This window comes from Micromonospora sp. HM5-17, assembly GCF_003762835.1.
Lineage (GTDB): Bacteria > Actinomycetota > Actinomycetes > Mycobacteriales > Micromonosporaceae > Plantactinospora.
Map to the genome: position 1 here is coordinate 50,546 of NZ_RJWA01000001.1, position 19,264 is coordinate 69,809.

Below are 19,264 nucleotides of genomic sequence, written 5' to 3' on the forward strand. Positions count from 1 at the left end.
GGCGGCTCTGGCCGGGTGAGTCCATACCTCGCATCAGGTTGCAACCCGCCGGCCGAGCGGCAGGGGCGGCGTAACTTGGCATCGTCGTCGGCTGTTATCGTCGCTGAGCAGCGATGAATGCGCCGGTGGAAGGGGCCAGGTGACAGGACGCGGTGTGAGGTTTCTGACCGCGACGGCCCGCGGTTGGTGGCGACAGTTGACCAGCATGCGCACGGCGCTGCTGCTGTTGTTCCTGCTGGCGATCGCGGCCGTGCCCGGATCGGTGCTGCCGCAGCGCAACGTCGCCACCGAGCAGGTTGACGTCTATCAGGCCGAGAACCCGCAGCTGAGTCGGTGGCTGGACCGGTTCGGCTTCTTCGACGTGTACTCGTCTCCCTGGTTCGCCGCGATCTACCTGCTGCTGTTCACCTCCCTGGTCGGGTGTGTACTGCCCCGGTTGCGGGAGCATGTGGCGGCCCTGCGGCGGCGTCCACCGGCGGCGCCTCGGCACTTCGCCCGATTGTCGGTCCACGCCGAACTCGGTGACTCGGCGTCGACGGCCGACGACGCCGCCCAGCGGCTGCGGACGCTGTTGCGGTCGCGTCGCTACCGGATTGCGGTGCGGACCGGTGAACGCGGCGAGGTGACGGTCTGCGCCGAGAAGGGCTACCTGAAGGAGACGGGCAATCTGCTGTTCCACACCTCGCTGCTGGCGATGCTCGCCGCGGTGGCGTTCGGCTACGGCTGGGGCTGGTACGGCAACCGGATCCTCGTCACCGGCCCGGACAGCGGCTTCTGCACGAACCTGCAGCAGTTCGACGAGTACGGCCTCGGACCGCGGCTGCAGCCCGCGGACCTGCCCCGGTTCTGTCTGGAACTGGCCCGCTTCGACGCCGAGTTCCTCGACGATGGGCAGCCCACCGTCTTCCGCGCCGATGTCACCTGGTCCACCCCACAAGGTGAGGACGGGCGACACCTGCTGGAGGTGAACACACCGCTGCGGCTGGACGGGGCGAACGTGTACCTGCTGGGGCACGGTTACGCGCCGATCCTGCGCTACACCGACCGGGCCGGGCGGGCGCAAACCTCGGTGTCCCCGTTCCTGCCCATCGACGGCATGATGACCAGCGAGGGCGCCGCCCTGTACCCCGACGCCAACGCCGACACCCGCTCCGGGCAACGCTCCACCGACGCGCAGGCCGCGTTCTCCGGAGTCTATGTACCGACGGTGCCCGCCTCCGGCCCGCCGGCCCTGTCCGCCCATCCCACCGAACGCGCGCCGGGTCTGTTGCTGACCGCCTACCGCGGCAACCTCGGTTTGGAGACCGGCATACCGCAGTCGGTGTACGAGGTGCCCCGCCGGGCCCTCGACGATGGCCGGCTCAAGCAGCTGCCTGGCTCGGCGAAGATGCTTCGCCCCGGCGAGCGGTGGACCCTCGACGACGGCAGCACCGTCGAGTTCGTCGGCACCCGCCGGTGGATCGCGATCACCGTCCGCCACGACCCAGGCGGGCCGATCGTGTTGGCCACCGTGATCGTCATGATGGCCGGGCTGGTCGCGATGCTGACGGTCCGCCGACGGCGGCTCTGGTTCCGGCTCACCCCCACCGCGGGCGGGTGTCAGATCACCGCCGCCGGCCTGCCGCGTAGCGACCATCCCGCCTTCGGTACCGAATTCACCACCATCACCTCCGCCGCCCGAGACGCCACCGACATCACACCGCCAGCTGTTAGCACCGTCGAAGAGGTGGCCACCGAACCAGCATCGTCGCTCGCTGATAACATCCGGTCATGACGATCCCGGTGGTGGCATCGCGGGCCGACGTGCAGGTGGCTGCGCGGCTGTTCCACGGGCTGGCGGAGCCGACCCGCCTGGCCCTGCTGACAGTCCTGCTCGACGGGGAGCGCACCGTCACTGAACTGGTGCGGGCAGTCGGGGCCAGCCAGTCGGGGGTGTCCGGGCATCTGGCGTGTCTGCGTAGCTGCGGCCTGGTTACCAGCAGCCCGGGTCCGGGCCGTTCGGTGCGGTACCGGCTGGCCTCGACCAGCCTGCACACCCTGCTGCGCGCCGCGGAGGAACTGCTCGCCGACGGCGGGCATCCCGTCACGTTGTGCGCCGAACAGGGGAGCCAGTACCTGTGATCATCCGACACCGGTGGTTCGGCGGGGTGGCAGTGTTGGCGGCGATGGGTGTGGCGGTAGCCGGCTGCGCCGGCGGGCCGCCCCGCGACGCCGGCCTGTCCGGCAGCGGCGTGGTGTCAGCCGCAGATGCCGGCCGGGTAGAGCCGGGCGCGAGTGTCGTCTATGCCGCCGCGGACCGGGCACCGGCCCCCACGTTGGCCGGTGAGCTGCTCGACGGGGTCCAACTCGACACCACCACGCTGGATGGACAGGTCGTCGTGGTGAACTTCTGGGCATCGTGGTGCGCGCCGTGCCGGGCCGAGGCCGGCGAGCTGAACGCCACCCACGCTGCCACAGAGAAGCTCGGGGTGCGGTTCGTGGGGGTGAACATCCGCGACGGGCGGGACCAGGCCCGCGCGTTCGTCGAGGGCCGAGAGGTGTACCCGAGCCTGTTCGACCCGGCCGGGAAGATCGCGTTGGGGTTCACCGACGTGTCACCCAACACGATTCCGGCCACACTGATCATCGACCGGCAGGGGCGCGTGGCGGTGGTGCTGCGCAAGGCGGTCACCCAACGAGAGCTGGAACCGCTGGTACGCCAGATCGCCGAGGAACCGACAAGTGGTGGGTGACGTGTTCGCCGAGGTGGCGACCTCCGGGCCGCTGATCCTCGCTGTCGGGGTAGCCACCCTGGCCGGGTTGGTCAGCTTCCTGTCCCCCTGCGTGCTGCCGCTGGTGCCCGGCTACGTCTCCTACATCACCGGCATGGCCGGCGACGACGTGACCCGCCACACCAACCCGGTGGCGAGCGCGCCGGTCCTCACCGCCCGTCGAACAGGCCGGGGTCGTGTGCTCGCCGGTACCCTGCTGTTCGTCGCCGGGTTCACCGTCGTGTTCATCCTGACCGCCGTCGCGGTAGCCGGCGCCGGCAGGCTGCTGCTGGTACACGCCCGCACCGTGGAAATCGTCGCCGGCGCGCTGACGGTCGTACTCGGACTCAGCTTCCTCGGCCTGGTGCCGATGGGCCAGTACGAGCGGCGCCTGCGCCGGCTACCCGCGCCGGGCCTGGCTGGCGCTCCGATACTCGGGTTGGTGTTCGGCATCGGATGGGTGCCCTGCGTGAGCCCCACACTGGGCGCGGTGCTCGCCCTGTCCGCGGTTGACGCCACCACCGGCCGGGCGATCGTCCTCGCCGTCGCCTACTGCGTGGGTCTCGGCGCCCCGTTCGTGTTGTTCGGTCTGGGCCTGCGTCGGGTACTCGGCGCCCTCACCGTCGCCCGCCGGCACAGCCGCGCCATCACCCGCGCCGGCGGGCTGCTGCTCATCCTGGTCGGAGTCGCCTTGATGACCGGGTGGTGGTCGGCGTTCACCATCTGGCTGCGCGCCACCATCGGCCCCGGTCAGGTCGGAATATGAACGTGCGGGTGCGGCAACCCCCGGCCAACCCCGATCCGGTGACCCGGTGGGTACTCCGGCGGCGGCTCTCGCCTGTCGAGGCCGTGGCCGCCGCCGGTCTCGCCGGGCTGGCGTTGGTGATGTCGTTCCCGCCCTACAACTGGTGGTGGGCTGCCCCCGCCGCGGTGGCGCTGCTGGCGGTGGCGGTGCACCGCCGCACCACCCGGGCAGGCGCCGGGCTAGGCGCGATGACCGGACTGGTGTTCTTCACCCCGCTGCTGTCCTTCACCGGGCTGCAGGTCGGCTGGTGGCCATGGCTGCTGCTGGCCGCGCTCCAGGCGCTGTACCTGGCTCTGCAAGGCGCCGCCGCAGCCTACGCAAGCGCGCTCGTCGACCGCGCGTGGTGGATGTGGCCGCCCCTGACCGGGCTGCTGTGGGTCGGGCAGGAAGCACTGCGTTCACGTACGCCTTTCGGTGGTTTCCCGTGGGGACGGCTCGCGTTCGCCCAAGCCGACGCTCCGACGCTGCGACTGGCCTCGTTCGGCGGCGCCCCCCTGGTCACCTTCGCGGTCGCCGTCGCCGGCGGCCTGCTCGCCACCGCGATATGGCGGCTCACCGTGCGGATCGACATCCCGGTACGCCACCGCGCCAGCCAAGCCAGCCTGCTCACCGCAGCCGCCGTTGTGGTGATCGGGCTCGGCGCCCTGGTGCCCACGCCCGCCGCCGACGGCCGAACCGTGGTCGTAGCCGTCGTGCAGGGCAACGTGCCCCGCATGGGTTTGGACTTCAACGCCCAACGCCGGGCCGTGCTCGACAACCACGTCACGGCGACACTCAATCTCGCGCACGCCGTGAACGAGCAGCGCGAGCCACGCCCCGACCTGGTGGTGTGGCCGGAAAACTCCTCCGACATCGACCCGCTGACCAACCCGGACGCCGCCGAACGGATCAACACCGCCGCGCGGGCCATCGGCGTACCCATCCTGGTCGGCGCCGTCCTGCAAGGCCCAGGACCGGGCAAGGTCCGCAACGCCGGCCTGGTGTGGACCCCACAGGACGGGCCGGCCGACACCTACGTCAAACGCCACCCCGTGCCGTTCGCCGAGTACATACCGATGCGAACACTGGTGCGCAGGATCACCCACCTGGTCGACCGGGTCCGCGCCGACTTCATCGCCGGTACCCGCCCCGGCGTGCTCACCATCGCCGGAACCCCCGTCGGCGACGTCATCTGCTTCGAGGTCGCCTACGACAGCCTGGTCCGCGACACGATCACCGGCGGCGCCCAGCTCCTGGCCGTCCAAACCAACAACGCCACCTTCAACTACGCCGAGGCCACCCAGCAGTTGGCCATGGTGCGGCTGCGAGCCGTCGAACACGGCCGTCCCGCGTTGATGGCCTCGACCGTAGGGGTCTCCGCGTTCGTCGACCCCGACGGCAGCGTCCACCAGGCCACCAGCATGAACACCCAGGCCGTTCTCGTCCGCGAACTACGCCTCGCCGCTACCCGCACCCTCGCCACGCGACTCGGCGCCGCCCCCGAATGGGTGCTCGTAGCGGCCGTCATCGCAGCGTTGATCGCCGCCAGCCACCTGCGGCGCGCAAACAGACGGCCGACCAGGCCGACCATGCAACCGACCGGCCCCGTTGCCGCCCGGGAGGATCCGTGACCGCCGTACCGCCCAGCCGTCCCCCAGCCGCCGCACCCCGACCCACTCTGCTCGCTCCACTCGGCGCGGCCGGTCTGTTCGCCGCCGCCATCGCATGGGTGCTCACTCACGACCCCACCGATGCGATACCCGATCCCGGCGGCGCCTGCCTCTGGACCGCGCTGACCGGAACCCAAGGACCAACCTGCGGCGGCACCCGGATGATGTGGTACCTGCTGCACGGCGACCTCGTGCAGGCCGCCCGCCACCACCTGCCCGCCCTGCTCGCCGTGCCGGTCGTCATCTACGCCTGGGCGCGGTGGACCGCCCAGGCCGCCGGGCGACACCTACCCACCCCGCCGGCACCCCGCTGGCTGCTGATCACCTACGCCGCATCCTGGCTGGTGTTCGCGGTGGCGCGGAATCTGCCCTGGCCGCCGTTCACCGGGCTGCACCTGACCGACATCCAGTAACCACCAACCCCAGGCTCTCGCCCCGAGAAGGAATTTCCCATGGCAGCGCTGTCCGACCAGTTCCTCATCGCCACCCTGCTGGCCTACCTTGCCGCGATGGTGGGCTACGCCGCCGAACACGCCGCCCGCCGCACCGCCACCGCGACCCCAACCCGCGCCCGGATCCCGGCCATGGCGGGCGCACCCACACCCCAGTCGCTGCCACCCGAGCCAGACAGCAGCACCCAGCCGCCCACCCGAGGGCGATGGGCCGGATGGCTCGCCACCGCCGCCACCACGCTCGGCGCCGCCACCCAAGCGGTGTGCCTCGTCACCCGCGGACTAGCGGCCGACCGGGTCCCGTGGGGAAACATGTACGAGTTCGTCCTCGCGGTCACCCTGGTCGGCATCCTCGCCTGGCTCACCCTGCTCACCCGCCGCCCCGCCGTCCGGCCGGTCGGGCTGTACGTCACCCTCGCCACCGTCATCCTGCTCGGACTCGCCGGCATGCGCCTGTACACCCCCGCCGGCCCCCTCGTCCCCGCGTTGAACTCGTACTGGCTGAAAATCCACGTCAGCACGGCCGCGATCGCCACCGGAATCTTCCTCCTCGGATTCGTCGCCGCCAGCGCCTACCTGATCCGACTCGCACACGACCGGGCCACCACTACCGGCCGCTCACCGGGATTCGTGGCCTCACTCGGCCGGCACCTACCAACCACCGACGCCCTCGAACGGCAGTCGTTCCAGCTACACGCCATCGCATTTCCCATCTGGACCTTCGCCGTCGTCGCGGGCGCCATCTGGGCCGAAGCCGCCTGGGGCCGCTACTGGGGCTGGGACCCCAAAGAAACCTGGGCATTCATCTCCTGGGTCGCCTACGCCGGATACCTCCACGCCCGCGCCACCCCCAGCGTCAAACGCCCCCTCACCGCGTGGCTGGCCGTCCTCGGCTGGGCCACGATGATGTTCAACCTATTCGCCGTCAACCTCGTCATCGCCGGCCTGCACTCCTACGCCGGCACCGACTGACCCCTGCCCATCAAAGCCGGGGCAACGTCCCTTCTCGCGGTGCAGCTCGACGTGCTCGGTGTGTCTGTCGGCTCCGCCTGATAACTGAATCTGTCTGCCAGTCGGCGCGGGCACCTGTTCGCCGGCCGGCTCGGCTTCTCCTACCCGGCGTGGCGCCGCTGGAGGCGGCTGCTGAAGGCCGTCCAGGCGGTGCGAGCCGGCGCCAGTCTCACTCAGGCCGCGCACGACGCGGGTTTCGCCGACAGCGCTCACCTGTCCCGCATTTTCCGGGCCATGTTCGGCATCACCCCGAGCGAGGCGCTGGCCGCGATCAGACGGCGGCGGTAGCAGCGGATCCGTTCAAGCCCGTCGGCCGCCCCCGGTGGACGCTCAACGGCATGTCCACGAACCAGCCACCGACGGCACCACACACTCGCCACGCTCCAGGCCATGTTAGGGAGGAGCAGGCGACAAGAACGGCGCCCGTGCCGGACGGTGTTCTGGCCAGGCTGGGACGTTTCTCGGCCCGCCACCGCCGCCTCGTGCTCGCTCTGGCGTTGGCCGCGGCGGTCCTGGCCGCCGTGGTCGGCGCGGGCGCCGCCGACCGGATGGGCTCCGGAGGGCTCACCGACCCGAACGCCCCATCAGCGCGGGCCGCTACCCTGCTCGCCGACCGGTTCGACGCAGGCGATCCGCACCTCGTGCTCCTCGCCGAAGCGCCGCACTCGGTCGACGACCCCGCCGCGGTCGTCGCCGGTACCGACCTGACGCAGCGGGTCCACCGCACTCCGGGGGTGCGGGCGGTCGACTCGTACTGGTCGCCGGGCAACCCACCAGCACTGCGGTCCAAGGACGGGCGGGTCGGACTCCTGCTGATTCGTATGCACGGCGACGAGGACGCCGCCGAACTTGTGACCGCCCAGGTGATGGAGCAAGTCACCGACGACGGGGTCCTGCGCGTGCGCGCGACCGGGCCCGCGCAACTGGACCGGGAGATCGACGCGCAAGCCGACGCCGACCTCACCCGCGCCGAACTGCTCACCGCGCCGCTGACGCTCCTCGTCCTCGTCCTCGTCTTCGGCAGCGTGGTCGCGGCCGGACTTCCCCTACTCATCGGGGTCTTCGCCATCACCACCACTCTCGCCGTCCTGGCAGCGATCACCGCGATCACGGACGTGTCGGTGTTCTCTCTCAATCTGACCACCGCGCTCGGCCTCGGCCTGGCGATCGACTACAGCCTGTTCCTCATCACCCGCTACCGGGAAGAACTCGCCACTGGTCACACCGTCGTCGACGCCATCGCCGCCGCGATGCACACCGCCGGCCGGACGATCCTGTACTCCGCGGTCACGGTTGCCCTGGCGTTGTCAGCGCTGCTGGTCTTCCCCGGCTACTTCCTCCGCTCGTTCGCCTACGCCGGCATCGCGGTGTCCCTGCTGACCGCCGCCGCGACACTGCTCGTCCTACCCGCCCTGCTCGCCATCACCGGGCACCGCATCAACGCCCTCAACCTGCGACGACTGTTCGGCCGCACCGGCACCACCACCCGGGCCGGTAGGGGAGGTGGCTGGCATCGGCTCGCCATGGCGGTGATGCGCCGGCCCGTCCTGGTGTCCCTGGTCACCGTCGCCGCGCTCGGCGCTCTCGCCGCTCCGTTCACCCGCGCTGAGTTCGGCATCAACGACCACCGCGTCCTGCCCGACGACGCACCCGGTCACGTGGCTGCCGAACAACTCCGTACCCGGTTCGCCGCCGGGCTGACCACCGGCACCACGGTCATCCTGGACGGACCCGTCACCGTCCAGGATCTCGGGAGCTACGCCGACGCGGTGTCACGGCTGCCGCACGTCACCCGCGTCGACACCGCGCTCGGCAGCCACATCGACGGCCAGCACGTCACCGACACCGCCGAGCAGTCAGGCCGGTTCCGCACCGACGACGGCTCCACCTGGCTGTCAGTCAGCACGGACATCGAACCGATCTCCGCCGACGGCATTGGCCTGGTCAACGACATCCGGCAGCTACCAGCGCCCGCACCCGTCCTGATCGCCGGAGCTGCCGCCACGCTCGTCGACACCCGCGACACGATCGTCGACCGGCTGCCATGGGCCCTAATCATTGTCCTGGCCACCACCGCGTTGCTGCTGTTCGCCCTCACCGGCTCGCTGCTGATCCCCGCCCAAGCCATCCTGCTATCCACCCTCAGCCTCACCGCGACGTTCGGCACCCTCGTCTATGTCTTCCAGGACGGCAACCTCCGCAACCTGCTCGGCGACTTCACCCCCACCGGCTGGATCGACATCACCGCCCCGATCCTGATGTTCTGCGTCGCCTACGGCCTCGCCATGGACTACGAAATGTTCCTCATCTCCCGCATCAAGGAGGAACACGACGCCAGCGGCGACAACAGCCACGCCGTCGCCGTCGGCCTGCAACGCACCGGCCGCCTCATCACCGCCGCTGCCATCCTCATCGCCATCGTCCTCGGCGCCCTGGCCACCTCCGGCATCACCTACCTCAAAATGCTCGGCGTCGGCCTCACCATCGCCGTTCTCGTCGACGCCTTCATCATCCGCACCCTGCTACTACCCGCCCTCATGCGCCTCACCGGACCAGCCAACTGGTGGGCACCCGAACCACTACGCCGCCTTCAGACAAGACTCGGGCTCAGGCACTGACTCCGCCCACAAAAGCGGAGTGTCAGCGAAAGCACGTGCCGTCAAGCGCTGACGAGCTGCCAGAGCAGAAAGACGTTCGACCCGCATGCCCGTGCGGATCTCCACGCCCAGCGTGGCGGCGTACCGCTGGAGGTAGGCGATCACCTCGTCCCGCCCCGGGTAGCGGTCAGGGTCGCCGGGAAACGGCATGTCCGGCATGCCGCTGTACCGGGCGGGGGAGAACAGGGTCAGGCTGTCGTAGTAGCCGGACCAGGAGCCGGTGATCCGGTCACCTGCTTCGAGGATCAGGGGGCGCAGTCCGGCGCGCTGTGCCGCGCGGGCGGCTGCCAGCCCCGACTGGCCCGCTCCGACGATGACCACGGGCAGTGATTCATTGCTCATGCAGCCATTATATCGTCATTTCGCGAGACGACGATATGATGGTTGTCCTAGGCTAGGGACATGCGTGCACTAGCCGATGGCGACGAGGGATCCGCCCCGTCCGTTCGTCGTGGCCCCCAGGACTCGGGGCCGGCGGAGCTGTCGGAGAAGACCCACGAGTTCCTCAAGGCCCTGGCCAGTACGTCACGTCAGCGGATCATGATGCTGTTCTCCCAGGGCGCCGAACTGTCGGTCAACGAGGTCGCCGCACAAGCCGGCATCGGACAGTCGACCGCGTCGGAGCAGCTGACGCTGCTGCGTCGCGGCGGCATCCTCACCTCCCGCCGCGAGGGCAAGATCGTGCTCTACCGTGCGGATCGTGACAGCGTCCTGGACGTGCTGGACAACCTCCGGGCCTACCTGCTCACCTGCTGCTGAACCGTAGCCGCGCAAGTGCGGGGTATCGGCTGCGTAGGTACGCAAGCATCCGGGCGTTGGCGCCGGTGCGTGCCGGCGCCGGGCCCGTCGGGTGGCGAGAGGGTCGACATCCCCTCGGCGGCGAGACGCCGGCTTCACTGGCGGGTTCGTGCCCCGCGCCACGTCAGGGCCTGCTCCCAGTCATGGCCGGCGTCAGGCCGGCAGTGCTCAGCCAGCGACCTGGCCCGCGGACAGCTCGGTCAGCAGCTTCTCCACGCGAGCGCGGATCTCGTCGCGGATCGGGCGCACCGCGTCAACGCCCTGACCGGCGGGGTCGTCGAGTTGCCAGTCCTCGTAGCGCTTGCCGGGGAAGACGGGGCAGGCGTCGCCGCATCCCATGGTGACGATCACATCGGAGGACTCGGCCGTCTCCCATTCCAGGAGTTTCGGGGTCTGGTCGGTGATGTCGATGCCGACCTCGCGCATCACCTCGACAGCGGCAGGGTTGATCTGGGTAGCGGGTGCGGAGCCGGCGGAGCGGACCTCGACGCTGTCGCCGCCGAGATGGCGGAGCCAGCCGGCAGCCATCTGGGAACGGCCGGCGTTGTGCACGCAGACGAACAGGACGCTGGGTTTGTCGGGCATGATCGGTTCCTTCGCGGTCAGGTGGTACGGCCGGCGGCTCGCAGGCGCGTCGAGGGTTGGCTCGGCCGGGGTGATGTCGCGGCGTGTGGGTTTCCCGGCTAGCCGCTGGTCGAGCCGGGCGTTGCGGAAGCGGGGCTGGTAGGGCTTGTTGACGTGACCGTCGATCGGCCCGGTGGTCGAACCGCCGGGCGTCGTCGGCCCGCCGGTACCCGTCCCGCTCGTCCCGCGCCGCCCGGGTGTCATGGGGAGTTCCGGGCGGGGACTGTCGTCGGGAACAGGCGTCGGCGTAGGGCGAGGCTGACGTAGACCAGGGCGACGAGGACGGGTACCTCGATGAGTGGTCCGACGACGCCGGCGAGGGCCTGGCCGCTGGTGACTCCGAAGGTGCCGATCGCCACGGCGATGGCCAGCTCGAAGTTGTTCCCGGCCGCGGTGAAGGCGAGGGTGGTCGTCCGTTCATAGCCGAGCCCGATCGTCCGGCCGAGGGCGTAGGAGCCGGCCCACATGATCGCGAAGTAGGCCAGCAACGGCACCGCGATCAGCGCGACGTCCCACGGCCGATTGGTGATCGCATCACCTTGCAGGGCGAAGAGGATGACGATGGTGAACAAAAGTCCGTACAGGGCGACCGGGCCGATCTTCGGCAGGAACGTGTCCTCGTACCAGACGCGGCCCTTTCCGCGCTCGCCGAGGCGTCGGGTGAGGTAGCCGGCGAGCAGTGGGATGCCGAGGAAGATCAGTACGTTGCCGGCGATGTCCCAGCCGGAGACCTGCAACGCCTGCCCGGACAGGCCGAGCCAGTCCGGTAGGACTGACAGGTAGAACCAGCCGAGGACGCCGAAGGCGAGGACCTGGAAGACGGAGTTGAGAGCGACCAGGACGGCGGCGGCCTCCCGGTCGCCGCAGGCGAGGTCGTTCCAGATGATCACCATGGCGATGCAGCGGGCCAGGCCGACGATGATCAGGCCGGTGCGGTACTCGGCGTGGTCGGCCAGGAAGATCCAGGCCAGGGCGAACATGACCGCCGGGCCGATCAGCCAGTTCAGCACCAGCGACGAGATGAGCAGGCGGCGGTCGCCGGTGACGGTGTCGAGCCGGTCGTAGCGGACCTTCGCCAGCACCGGATACATCATGACCAGCAGCCCGACCGCGATAGGCAGCGAGATTCCGCCGACCTTGACCGCTTCCAGGGCGGTGTTCAGGCCGGGGATGGCCCGGCCGAGCAGCAGCCCGGCGACCATCGCCAGGCCGATCCACAGCGGCAGGAACCGGTCCAGGCGAGAGAGTCGGGCAACGACCGCAGGTGCCGTGTCCGTGGTGGGGGCGGTGGTGGTCATCAGCACTCCCGGCGGGCTTCGGCGTTGGCGCGGGCCTGGGCGGCCAGGTCGGCGAGGTGGGCGGCGGCGGCTTCCAGGGCGTCGGGCAGCAGCCGGTAGTAGGTGAACCGGCCGCGTGGTTCGGCGACGACCAGACCGGCGTCACGGAGTTGCCGCAGGTGCCCGGAGACGTTGGGCTGCTTCGCGCCGGTGTCGGCGACCAGGTGGCAGGTGCACGCCGGCCCCTGGGCGAGGAGGTCGACGATCTGGGCCCGGAGCGGGTCGGCCAACAACCTGATCACATCAGGTGTGTCTGATATCAGCACGGCCTGATGCAAGCATGCGCAGTTGCCAACCGTCCAGTTGGCCGGAGTGAACATCAGATGTACGGGCCACCGGAACGCGATCCGACGAGCCGGCAGCGCGGCCCGGGGCTCGCCCGTCACGCGCTCGCCGGCATCCCGATTTGGAGCAGACTTGCGAGTTGCCGCATGATCCCCGGCCGCGCCCGGTAGTAGACCCAGGTGCCTCGGCGTTCGGCGTCAACGAGGCCGGTCTCCCGCAGAGTCTTGAGGTGGTGGGAGATCGTCGGCCCGGACAGGTCGAACGCCGGGGTGAGATCGCAGACGCAGATCTCCCCGGCTGGTGCTGAGGCGATCATCGACATCAACTGGAGACGCACCGGGTCCCCGAGGGCCTTGAAGGCCGGGGCGAGCACGGCGGCGGTCTGCGCCGGGATCCGCTGCTCGCTCATTGGGGCGCAGCAGGGCGTTCCGGCGTTGAGGTCGGTCAGGCTGAGCACCGGCGACTGCTTCGACATGCGTCTAGGTTGACAGGTCTCGAATCAGCATGCAACTCTCTGATTCGAAGAACGTCGAGACAACCCCGACGTGGAGAGGAAGCGATGCTCCGACTGTTCCGCCGCCGGTCCCCCGTCGCGGGGGTGCGGTTCTGCGACGGCTGCGCCGAGGTCACCACCGCCGAACAGCGCGTCCGCCGCCGCTACGACCGTGATCACACCGACCTCTACCCGCTGATCCTGCCCCGCTGACACATGAGGAGTCCCACCATGACCGGAAACGAGAGCACCGGGGGTTTCGCTGGAGACCCGGCCGCCGCACTGAATGTCGCCGGTTCCACCGGCTGCTGCGGCAACCCCGCCCAGTCGACGAACATCACCCTGCCCGACCCCGCCAACCCCACGGGCGGCACCTGCTGTGGCACCCCGGCGGCGGCCGTCGCCGCGAACTCCTGCTGCGCCCGGAGGCCAAGGCCGAGGCCGTCGCGACTGGAACGGGGTGCTGCGGATGAGCGCCCGACCCAGCCCGACCGTGCGGCCGGCCACCGTCGCCGACCTTGACGCGGCGCTGGGCGCTCTGTCGGCCGACCAGCTGGCCGCGACGGTCGCCACTCTGGCCGGCGACGCCTTTACCGGACGCCGGGTCGGCACGCCGGGCAACATCGCCGCCCGGGCCTGGCTCGCCGGACGGCTTTCCGACCTCGGCGCCGCCGTCGCGACGGAGGCATTCCCGGTACGGGCGGTGCCAGACATCTACACCGCGCCGACCGCGCGGTGGGACGACGGGACCACGACTGCGGACCTGTCGTTCGGCCGTGATGTCGCACCACACCTCGCCTCCGCTGACCTTCCCACACCCCGGCGCGGGCCACTGGGCGTCGCGGGCGCGGGCGATCCCGCCGGTCGCTGGCTGCTGGTGCCGGCCGGGATGAGCCTGTTCGACGCGTATGGCCACGCCGAGGGGGCGGCCGGTCTCCTGCTTCCGCGTCACGTCGACGCCCACGGGTGGCAGTTCACGATGCTGGCTGGCCCGAACCCCGGCCCCGTGCCGGTCCTGACCCTGTCCAGCGAGATCCACGACGCCGTCAGCAAGGCGGCATGGGTCGGCGCCGCCTGTTTCGCCGCCGACGCCCCGATCCGTCGCGTCGACGTCACCGCCACGAACCTGTACGGCCGGCTCCGGCAGCCGGGGCCGGGGCAGCCCGATGTGCTGCTGACCGCGCATTTCGACGGCGTCGGCGACCACCCCGGCCTGCGGCAGCCGGGCGCGGCCGACAACGGCAGCGGCGTCGCGGTCGTCGTTGAAGCCGCCCGGATCCTCTCCGCCACCCTGCCCGATGGTGCCGGCCTGTCGGTGGCTCTGCTCGACGCCGAGGAGGTCGGTGCGCTCGGCTCCGCCCACCATGCCACCCGGCTGGCCGAGACCGGTGCCGCACCGCTTGTGATCAACGTCGATGGAGCTGGTCACCTTCGCCAGGCCGCCGCCGTGGAGGCGGGCGGACCGGCGCACGGCCTGCTCGCCCTCCTTGACCAGGCCGGTCGGCACACCGGTGTACCCCTGGTCGCGGGGCCGGTCGCCTCGGACAACCGCCGCTACGCCAGCGCCGGGTTCACGGCGCTCGGGATCGGGGCCGGCATGGCCGGCTACCACAGCCCCGCAGTTCCGGGCCGAGAGCCGCCAGGTGCGGCCCTGCGGTGCAGTGTCCTGCCTAGGTTCTGTCCTGCGGATCATGAGTCTCGCTCGTTGAGCCTGGTATGGCGCGAGGTGATCTCACGAACCACGAGTGGGCTGTGCTGGCACCACTACTGCCGGCACAGCCCGTTCGGGGTGGGCAGTGGCGCGATCATCGGCTGTGACTTTCAGCGGTAAATGGCATTGATCCTTCAGGGCTTGGTGGCACTGGTGGGGCGGGTTATGGACTGGTTTGGTGCCTGTGGTGGTGCGGGCCGGCGGCGAGTTCCGGGACGGGGCCGTTGCGGTGGCGCACCCGTTGTACAGGTCAGCGGGGTTGGGTGAGCGGGATGATCTGGCGGTACTTCCCACCGGTGGTTTGTTGCGGTGGCTCGTTGGCGCGTTCGACGTCGACGTGGCCGAGGCTGTGGCTGGCGAGCAGGTTGGTGATGTCGTCGTGCACGCGGTGCCACAGGTTGTCGGGGTCGGCGCCGGTGGCGGGTAGCAGGCGGACGCGCAGTGTGGTGGGGGTGGCCTGCTGGATCTGAAACAGCTCGACGCCGGGGATGCGTTCGACCAGGGTCGCCAGCGCGAGGGGGGCGATGGTGACGGGCTGGCCGGCTGATGTGGTGAAGGTGAGCAGGTCGGCGGCGCGGCCTTGGACCCGGATGGCGGGGAGCGGGTTGCCGCATTCGCAGGGGTCGGGCCGCATGAGGATCGAGTCGCCGAGGTTGTAGCGCAGGATCGGCTGGATGCGGTTGGCGAGGTTGGTGACCAGCACGGTGTGGGATGGTTCGCCGGGTGGGACGGGCTGGTGGTCGGCGTCGACCGGTTCCACGGTGACCCAGTCGGCGTTGACGTGCAGCCAGTGGTAGCGGCAGCTGTAGGACAGGAACGGGACTTCGTTGGCGGCGTAGGTATGGCCAACCGTGGCGCCGAACGCGGCGGCGATCCGGTCACACTCGGATGGTGGGAGCCCTTCGGCGGACAACACCACCAGCGCCGGGTCGATGTGGAGCCGGCCGGCTTGGGCTTCGCTGGCGAGCATCGCCCCGACGGTGGCGTAGGGGAGGAGGATGGCGGGGCGGAACTGGTTGAGGCCGTCGACGAGTTGGGGTATCGGGTCGTGGACGGAGAACACGCGGGTGGTCTTCCCGCGGCGGCCGGCCGATAGTCGGGCGGCGGCGGTGGCTGTGGCGAAGTGCCCTCCGGTCGGGGCTATGAGGGCCATGCGCCGGCCTCCGGTGAGGATCTTGGCGATGGTGCGGGTGGTGAGCCAGGAGCCGAACATGCGGGCGGCCATGGCGGCGGTGATGGCCATGGTGTGGTGGTCCTGGATGAAGATGCCGTGGGTGCCGGTGGTCCCGGAGGTGGTGGTGACGGTGTACCGGCCGTGCAGGTGTTGCCCGACCCGGGTGGGGTCGTCGACGAACCGGCGGATGTCCGCGAGGGTGAGGTCGGGGGCGCAGATCCAGTCGTCGAACTGGGCCATCAGGGTCTTCTTGTCGACCACCGGCAGCACGGCCGGATCGGTCACCTGGTCGGGCAGGTCGCGGTAGAGGCGACGGTAGAACCGCGAGTTGGTGCGGGCATGGTCGACGATCGCGGCCAGCCGGTCCCGTTGCCGGCGTGTGATGGCGTCCGGGCCGCCGCGCCTCGCTCGGCGAGCGTCCCACAACAGACCAAGCAGGCTGCTCATGCGTGCTCCCCGGTGCCGATCGGACGGTGGGCGGCGCCGAGCAGGTAGTCACCACTGATGCGGGTGACCGAACCCAGCACGGTCAGCCCGTGGCGGGGCAGCTCGTCGCAGAACTGGTCGGCGGTGAACCGGTCGTGTTCGGGGTGCTCGAACAGCCGCCGATAGGTGGGCCGCGCGAGGGCGTGAGCGGTGACTTCCTCGAAGTAGAAGACCCCGCCAGGTTTCAGCACTCTGGCCACCTCCGCGACCGCGTCCCGCCAGTCGGGGATGTGGTGGATGATCGCGAAGTCGAACACCGCGTCGTAGCTGCCGTCGCCGGCGCCGAACGCGGCCCGCAGGTCGGTCGCGTCTCCGACCGCGAGCCGGACCCGGTCGCCGTAGCGGGCCAACCGCCGCCCGGCTTTGGTGATCATCGCCGGATCAAGATCAACGGCGTCGACCTGAGCGGCGCCGAAGTAGTCGCAGATCAGCTTCGTGCCGTAGCCGGCACCGCAGCCGATCTCCGCCACCCGCGCCCCGGCCGGCAGCGGTCCGCCGAGCCGCCGCAGCGTCGGGGCCTCGTACCAGCGTTGCAACGCCCGACGTGCCGGGTTGTCGATCGCGAGGGTCTCCGCCCGGTTCATCAACATCTGCCATACCTTTCTCACCAGCCAGCAACCATCGGATTTGATCGATGGCACCCATGTTTGACGATCTATCCATGGGTCACGTTATCATCGGGGCATGGCGATGATGCAAGAGGTGGATCGGGAGACGTTGGGGCCGGCGGTGGCGCTGTTCCGTGGGCTGGCTGACCCGGTGCGGTTGGCGATCGTGCGGCGGCTCGCCGATGGCGAGGCCCGGGTGGTCGATCTCGTGAAGGAGCTGGGGTTGGCGCAGTCGACGGTGTCGGCGCACCTGGCGTGTCTGCGGGACTGCGGGCTGGTCGAGTTCCGGGCGCAGGGGCGGCAGTCGTTCTACTCGCTGACCCGTATGGAGTTGATGGACCTGCTCGCCGCGGCCGAGACGCTGCTGGCGGCGACCGGGCAGGCGGTGGCGCTGTGCCCGACGTATGGCACCACCGACGCGAAAGACGCGTCGCGGAACAAGGAGGGGTCAGGCGATGAGTGACGCGTGTGGCTGCGGCGACGACAAGCCCGAAGGCGCGAACGACGCCGAGGAGCGGGAGCCGGAGCGGTTGTGGCAGGTCAGCGAACTCCGTGCGGCGGCCGTTGCCGGGGTGTTTCTGCTCGCCGGGTTCGTCGCTGGGCTGGTGGACGCACCCCGCCCGGTGGAGATCGGTCTGAACGCGGTGGCTCTGCTGGTCGGTGCGTGGACGTTCGTGCCGGGCACGGTGCGTCGCCTCGCCAAGGGCAAGATTGGCGTCGGGACGTTGATGACGATCGCCGCGGTCGGCGCCGTCATCCTCGGCGAGGTCGCCGAGGCGGCGATGTTGGCGTTCCTGTACTCCATCAGCGAAGGGCTGGAGGAGTACTCCCTGGCCCGCACCCGCCGCGGCCTGCGTGCACTCCTGAATCTGGTGCCTGCGGAGGCGACCGTGCTCCGCGAGGGCAGCAGCGTCACCGTCGACCCGGCGCAGCTGCGGGTGGGTGACCTGCTGCTGGTGCGGCCCGGGGAGCGGCTGGCCACCGACGGGGTGATCCGAACCGGCCGCACCTCGCTGGACGTGTCCGCGCTGACCGGTGAGTCGGTTCCCGTGGAAGCCGGCCCCGGCGATGCGGTGTATGCGGGGTCGATCAACGGCACCGGCGCGCTTGAGGTGGAAGCGACGGCGACCGCCGCGGATAACTCCCTCGCCCGGATCGTCGCGATCGTCGAAGCCGAGCAGTCCCGCAAAGGCGCCGCGCAGCGGCTCGCGGACCGCATCGCCAAACCTCTCGTGCCCGGCATCATGATCCTCGCCGCCGCCATCGCCGTCATCGGTAGCGTGGCTGGCGACCCGCGGACCTGGATCGAACGGGCCCTCGTGGTGCTCGTGGCCGCGTCGCCGTGCGCGCTGGCGATCTCCGTGCCGGTGACGGTGGTCGCCGCTATCGGCGCTGCCAGCCGTATCGGCGCCCTGGTCAAGGGCGGCGCCGCGCTGGAAGCACTCGGCCGGATCCGCGCGGTCGCGCTGGACAAGACCGGCACCCTGACCCGCAACCAGCCCACCGTCGTCGACGTCGCGACCACTGACGGCACCAGCCGGGAGCAGGTGCTGCGGGTCGCCGCCGCGTTGGAGGCGCGCAGCGAACACCCTCTCGCGCGGGCGATCCTGGCCGCCGCCCCCGACCACACCCCGGCCGCTGACGTGGACGCCGTCACCGGCGCCGGGCTGACCGGCACCGTCGACAGCTACCCGGCGCGGCTCGGCAGGCCCGGCTGGATCGACGCCGGCCCGCTGGAACAGCGGGTCGCCACCATGCAGGCCGCCGGCGCCACCGCGGTACTCGTCGAGCGCGACGGCACCCTGCTGGGCGCCATCGCCGTCCGCGACGAACTACGACCCGAGGCCACTGAGGTCGTCGCCCACCTACAAGGCGCCGGGTATGCGGTGGCGATGCTCACCGGTGACAACCCACGCACCGCCCACGCGCTGGCTACTCAGGCCGGTATCACCGACGTCCACGCCGACCTCCGCCCCGAAGACAAGTCCACCATCATCACCCGACTCCGCGAAGCGCTGCCGACCGCGATGGTCGGCGACGGCGTCAACGACGCCCCAGCCCTGGCCACCGCCGACGTCGGCATCGCCATGGGCGCCATGGGCACCGACGTAGCGATCGAGACCGCCGACGTCGCGTTGATGGGCGAAGACCTGCGCCACCTACCGCAAACCCTCGCGCACGCCCGCCGCTGTCGCGCCATCATGCTGCAAAACGTCGGCCTGTCCCTCGGCCTGATCACCATCCTCATCCCGCTCGCCACCTTCGGCGTGCTGGGGCTCGCCGCGGTGGTCCTCGTGCACGAACTCGCCGAGATCGTCGTCATCGGCAACGGCGTCCGCGCCGGACGCGCCCGCCCACTGCCGGCGCTTCCCGCCGAAGCACCGGCACGTCAACCGGCCGCCGCCACTGTGGGGGTTTGACCAT

General features: G+C 70.5%; 21 protein-coding genes. 14 read left to right on the forward strand and 7 right to left on the reverse strand.

All coding sequences use genetic code 11. The annotated features are described in order from the left end of the window. Nucleotides 1–154: 154 nt before the first annotated feature. The 9 genes from EF879_RS00240 to EF879_RS00280 all read left to right on the forward strand — a co-directional run bounded on the left by EF879_RS00240 (nucleotide 155) and on the right by EF879_RS00280 (nucleotide 9,285). Nucleotides 155–1,774, forward strand: coding sequence for a cytochrome c biogenesis protein ResB (locus EF879_RS00240; protein WP_233604127.1), 1,620 nt, complete (start codon nucleotides 155–157; stop codon nucleotides 1,772–1,774). Continuing rightward, nucleotides 1,771–2,121: a helix-turn-helix transcriptional regulator gene (locus EF879_RS00245; RefSeq protein ID WP_123553539.1), complete on the forward strand. Its 351-nt coding sequence runs from the start codon at nucleotides 1,771–1,773 to the stop codon at nucleotides 2,119–2,121. Before EF879_RS00240 ends, EF879_RS00245 begins: the two co-directional genes overlap by 4 nt. Then, the gene (locus tag EF879_RS00250) at nucleotides 2,121–2,732 is read left to right on the forward strand and encodes a TlpA family protein disulfide reductase (protein WP_370375444.1); all 612 of its coding nucleotides are present in this window, start codon (nucleotides 2,121–2,123) and stop codon (nucleotides 2,730–2,732) included. The genes EF879_RS00245 and EF879_RS00250 overlap by 1 nt, the downstream gene beginning before the upstream one ends. After that, nucleotides 2,725–3,516: a cytochrome c biogenesis CcdA family protein gene (locus EF879_RS00255; RefSeq protein ID WP_123555120.1), complete on the forward strand. Its 792-nt coding sequence runs from the start codon at nucleotides 2,725–2,727 to the stop codon at nucleotides 3,514–3,516. Before EF879_RS00250 ends, EF879_RS00255 begins: the two co-directional genes overlap by 8 nt. Further along, nucleotides 3,513–5,165, forward strand: coding sequence for an apolipoprotein N-acyltransferase (lnt, locus tag EF879_RS00260; RefSeq protein ID WP_123553541.1), 1,653 nt, complete (start codon nucleotides 3,513–3,515; stop codon nucleotides 5,163–5,165). The genes EF879_RS00255 and lnt overlap by 4 nt, the downstream gene beginning before the upstream one ends. Beyond that, the gene (locus EF879_RS00265) at nucleotides 5,162–5,617 is read left to right on the forward strand and encodes a DUF2752 domain-containing protein (protein WP_199736158.1); all 456 of its coding nucleotides are present in this window, start codon (nucleotides 5,162–5,164) and stop codon (nucleotides 5,615–5,617) included. Before lnt ends, EF879_RS00265 begins: the two co-directional genes overlap by 4 nt. Nucleotides 5,618–5,656: 39 nt before the next feature. Next, nucleotides 5,657–6,628 carry a c-type cytochrome biogenesis protein CcsB gene (gene ccsB / locus EF879_RS00270; protein WP_123553545.1) on the forward strand — a complete coding sequence of 324 codons (972 nt, stop codon included), beginning with the start codon at nucleotides 5,657–5,659 and terminating at the stop codon, nucleotides 6,626–6,628. A gap of 90 nt (nucleotides 6,629–6,718) precedes the next feature. Further along, entirely contained in the window at nucleotides 6,719–6,955 is a 237-nt protein-coding gene (locus EF879_RS00275) for a helix-turn-helix domain-containing protein (RefSeq protein ID WP_255420894.1), read from the forward strand. 137 nt (nucleotides 6,956–7,092) lie between these two features. Then, complete coding sequence (locus EF879_RS00280; protein ID WP_233604129.1) at nucleotides 7,093–9,285, forward strand: MMPL family transporter; 2,193 nt, start codon at nucleotides 7,093–7,095, stop codon at nucleotides 9,283–9,285. Here the strand turns inward: EF879_RS00280 and EF879_RS00285 are convergent. Further along, nucleotides 9,247–9,666 carry an NAD(P)-binding domain-containing protein gene (locus EF879_RS00285; RefSeq protein ID WP_123553550.1) on the reverse strand — a complete coding sequence of 140 codons (420 nt, stop codon included), beginning with the start codon at nucleotides 9,664–9,666 and terminating at the stop codon, nucleotides 9,247–9,249. The two genes, EF879_RS00280 and EF879_RS00285, sit on opposite strands and share 39 nt — an antisense overlap. Nucleotides 9,667–9,726: 60 nt before the next feature. Here EF879_RS00285 and EF879_RS00290 point away from each other — a divergent pair, with 60 nt between their 5' ends. Next, entirely contained in the window at nucleotides 9,727–10,083 is a 357-nt protein-coding gene (locus EF879_RS00290) for a helix-turn-helix transcriptional regulator (protein ID WP_123553552.1), read from the forward strand. Between the two features lie 207 nt (nucleotides 10,084–10,290). Here the strand turns inward: EF879_RS00290 and EF879_RS00295 are convergent, their stop codons facing one another. From EF879_RS00295 to EF879_RS00310, 4 genes are all read right to left on the reverse strand, one after another. Continuing rightward, complete coding sequence (locus EF879_RS00295; RefSeq protein ID WP_123555122.1) at nucleotides 10,291–10,707, reverse strand: arsenate reductase ArsC; 417 nt, start codon at nucleotides 10,705–10,707, stop codon at nucleotides 10,291–10,293. A 239-nt stretch (nucleotides 10,708–10,946) separates the two neighbouring features. Further along, nucleotides 10,947–12,044 carry an ACR3 family arsenite efflux transporter gene (gene arsB / locus EF879_RS00300; RefSeq protein ID WP_123555124.1) on the reverse strand — a complete coding sequence of 366 codons (1,098 nt, stop codon included), beginning with the start codon at nucleotides 12,042–12,044 and terminating at the stop codon, nucleotides 10,947–10,949. Then, nucleotides 12,044–12,349, reverse strand: a complete 306-nt coding sequence (locus EF879_RS00305) for a helix-turn-helix transcriptional regulator (RefSeq protein ID WP_233604130.1) — start codon at nucleotides 12,347–12,349, stop codon at nucleotides 12,044–12,046. Before EF879_RS00305 ends, arsB begins: the two co-directional genes overlap by 1 nt. 116 nt (nucleotides 12,350–12,465) lie before the next feature. Continuing rightward, nucleotides 12,466–12,843 (reverse strand): metalloregulator ArsR/SmtB family transcription factor, encoded by a 378-nt coding sequence (locus EF879_RS00310; RefSeq protein WP_123553555.1) that lies wholly within the window; start codon nucleotides 12,841–12,843, stop codon nucleotides 12,466–12,468. 84 nt (nucleotides 12,844–12,927) lie between these two features. Between EF879_RS00310 and EF879_RS27110 the strand changes: the two genes are divergently transcribed. After that, nucleotides 12,928–13,074: a hypothetical protein gene (locus EF879_RS27110; RefSeq protein WP_158624079.1), complete on the forward strand. Its 147-nt coding sequence runs from the start codon at nucleotides 12,928–12,930 to the stop codon at nucleotides 13,072–13,074. A gap of 256 nt (nucleotides 13,075–13,330) precedes the next feature. Then, on the forward strand, nucleotides 13,331–14,692 hold the full coding sequence (locus tag EF879_RS28690; RefSeq protein ID WP_199736081.1) for a M28 family peptidase: 1,362 nt from the start codon (nucleotides 13,331–13,333) through the stop codon (nucleotides 14,690–14,692). 130 nt (nucleotides 14,693–14,822) lie between these two features. Here the strand turns inward: EF879_RS28690 and EF879_RS00325 are convergent, their stop codons facing one another. Together EF879_RS00325 and EF879_RS00330 are read right to left on the reverse strand one after the other, a co-directional pair. Then, the gene (locus EF879_RS00325) at nucleotides 14,823–16,193 is read right to left on the reverse strand and encodes a phenylacetate--CoA ligase family protein (protein WP_123553557.1); all 1,371 of its coding nucleotides are present in this window, start codon (nucleotides 16,191–16,193) and stop codon (nucleotides 14,823–14,825) included. Then, a complete protein-coding gene (locus EF879_RS00330) occupies nucleotides 16,190–16,822 on the reverse strand; it encodes a class I SAM-dependent methyltransferase (protein WP_199736082.1) in 633 nt (210 codons plus the stop codon). The genes EF879_RS00325 and EF879_RS00330 overlap by 4 nt, the downstream gene beginning before the upstream one ends. A 94-nt stretch (nucleotides 16,823–16,916) precedes the next feature. Here EF879_RS00330 and EF879_RS00335 point away from each other — a divergent pair, with 94 nt between their 5' ends. Continuing rightward, on the forward strand, nucleotides 16,917–17,303 hold the full coding sequence (locus EF879_RS00335) for a helix-turn-helix transcriptional regulator (RefSeq protein ID WP_123553559.1): 387 nt from the start codon (nucleotides 16,917–16,919) through the stop codon (nucleotides 17,301–17,303). After that, a complete protein-coding gene (locus EF879_RS00340; RefSeq protein ID WP_123553561.1) occupies nucleotides 17,296–19,260 on the forward strand; it encodes a cation-translocating P-type ATPase in 1,965 nt (654 codons plus the stop codon). Before EF879_RS00335 ends, EF879_RS00340 begins: the two co-directional genes overlap by 8 nt. Nucleotides 19,261–19,264: the final 4 nt, after the last annotated feature.

Excerpts from the sequence above, each read along its gene's own strand:
- EF879_RS00295 (WP_123555122.1), bottom strand. The coding sequence starts at position 10,707 with ATGCCCGACAAACCCAGCGTCCTGTTCGTCTGCGTGCACAACGCCGGC.
- EF879_RS00290 (WP_123553552.1), top strand. The coding sequence starts at position 9,727 with ATGCGTGCACTAGCCGATGGCGACGAGGGATCCGCCCCGTCCGTTCGT.
- EF879_RS00340 (WP_123553561.1), top strand. The coding sequence starts at position 17,296 with ATGAGTGACGCGTGTGGCTGCGGCGACGACAAGCCCGAAGGCGCGAAC.
- EF879_RS27110 (WP_158624079.1), top strand. The coding sequence starts at position 12,928 with ATGCTCCGACTGTTCCGCCGCCGGTCCCCCGTCGCGGGGGTGCGGTTC.
- EF879_RS00330 (WP_199736082.1), bottom strand. The coding sequence starts at position 16,822 with ATGTTGATGAACCGGGCGGAGACCCTCGCGATCGACAACCCGGCACGT.
- lnt (WP_123553541.1), top strand. The coding sequence starts at position 3,513 with ATGAACGTGCGGGTGCGGCAACCCCCGGCCAACCCCGATCCGGTGACC.
- EF879_RS00310 (WP_123553555.1), bottom strand. The coding sequence starts at position 12,843 with ATGTCGAAGCAGTCGCCGGTGCTCAGCCTGACCGACCTCAACGCCGGA.
- EF879_RS28690 (WP_199736081.1), top strand. The coding sequence starts at position 13,331 with ATGAGCGCCCGACCCAGCCCGACCGTGCGGCCGGCCACCGTCGCCGAC.
- EF879_RS00335 (WP_123553559.1), top strand. The coding sequence starts at position 16,917 with ATGGCGATGATGCAAGAGGTGGATCGGGAGACGTTGGGGCCGGCGGTG.
- EF879_RS00325 (WP_123553557.1), bottom strand. The coding sequence starts at position 16,193 with ATGAGCAGCCTGCTTGGTCTGTTGTGGGACGCTCGCCGAGCGAGGCGC.
- EF879_RS00285 (WP_123553550.1), bottom strand. The coding sequence starts at position 9,666 with ATGAGCAATGAATCACTGCCCGTGGTCATCGTCGGAGCGGGCCAGTCG.
- arsB (WP_123555124.1), bottom strand. The coding sequence starts at position 12,044 with ATGACCACCACCGCCCCCACCACGGACACGGCACCTGCGGTCGTTGCC.
- EF879_RS00245 (WP_123553539.1), top strand. The coding sequence starts at position 1,771 with ATGACGATCCCGGTGGTGGCATCGCGGGCCGACGTGCAGGTGGCTGCG.
- ccsB (WP_123553545.1), top strand. The coding sequence starts at position 5,657 with ATGGCAGCGCTGTCCGACCAGTTCCTCATCGCCACCCTGCTGGCCTAC.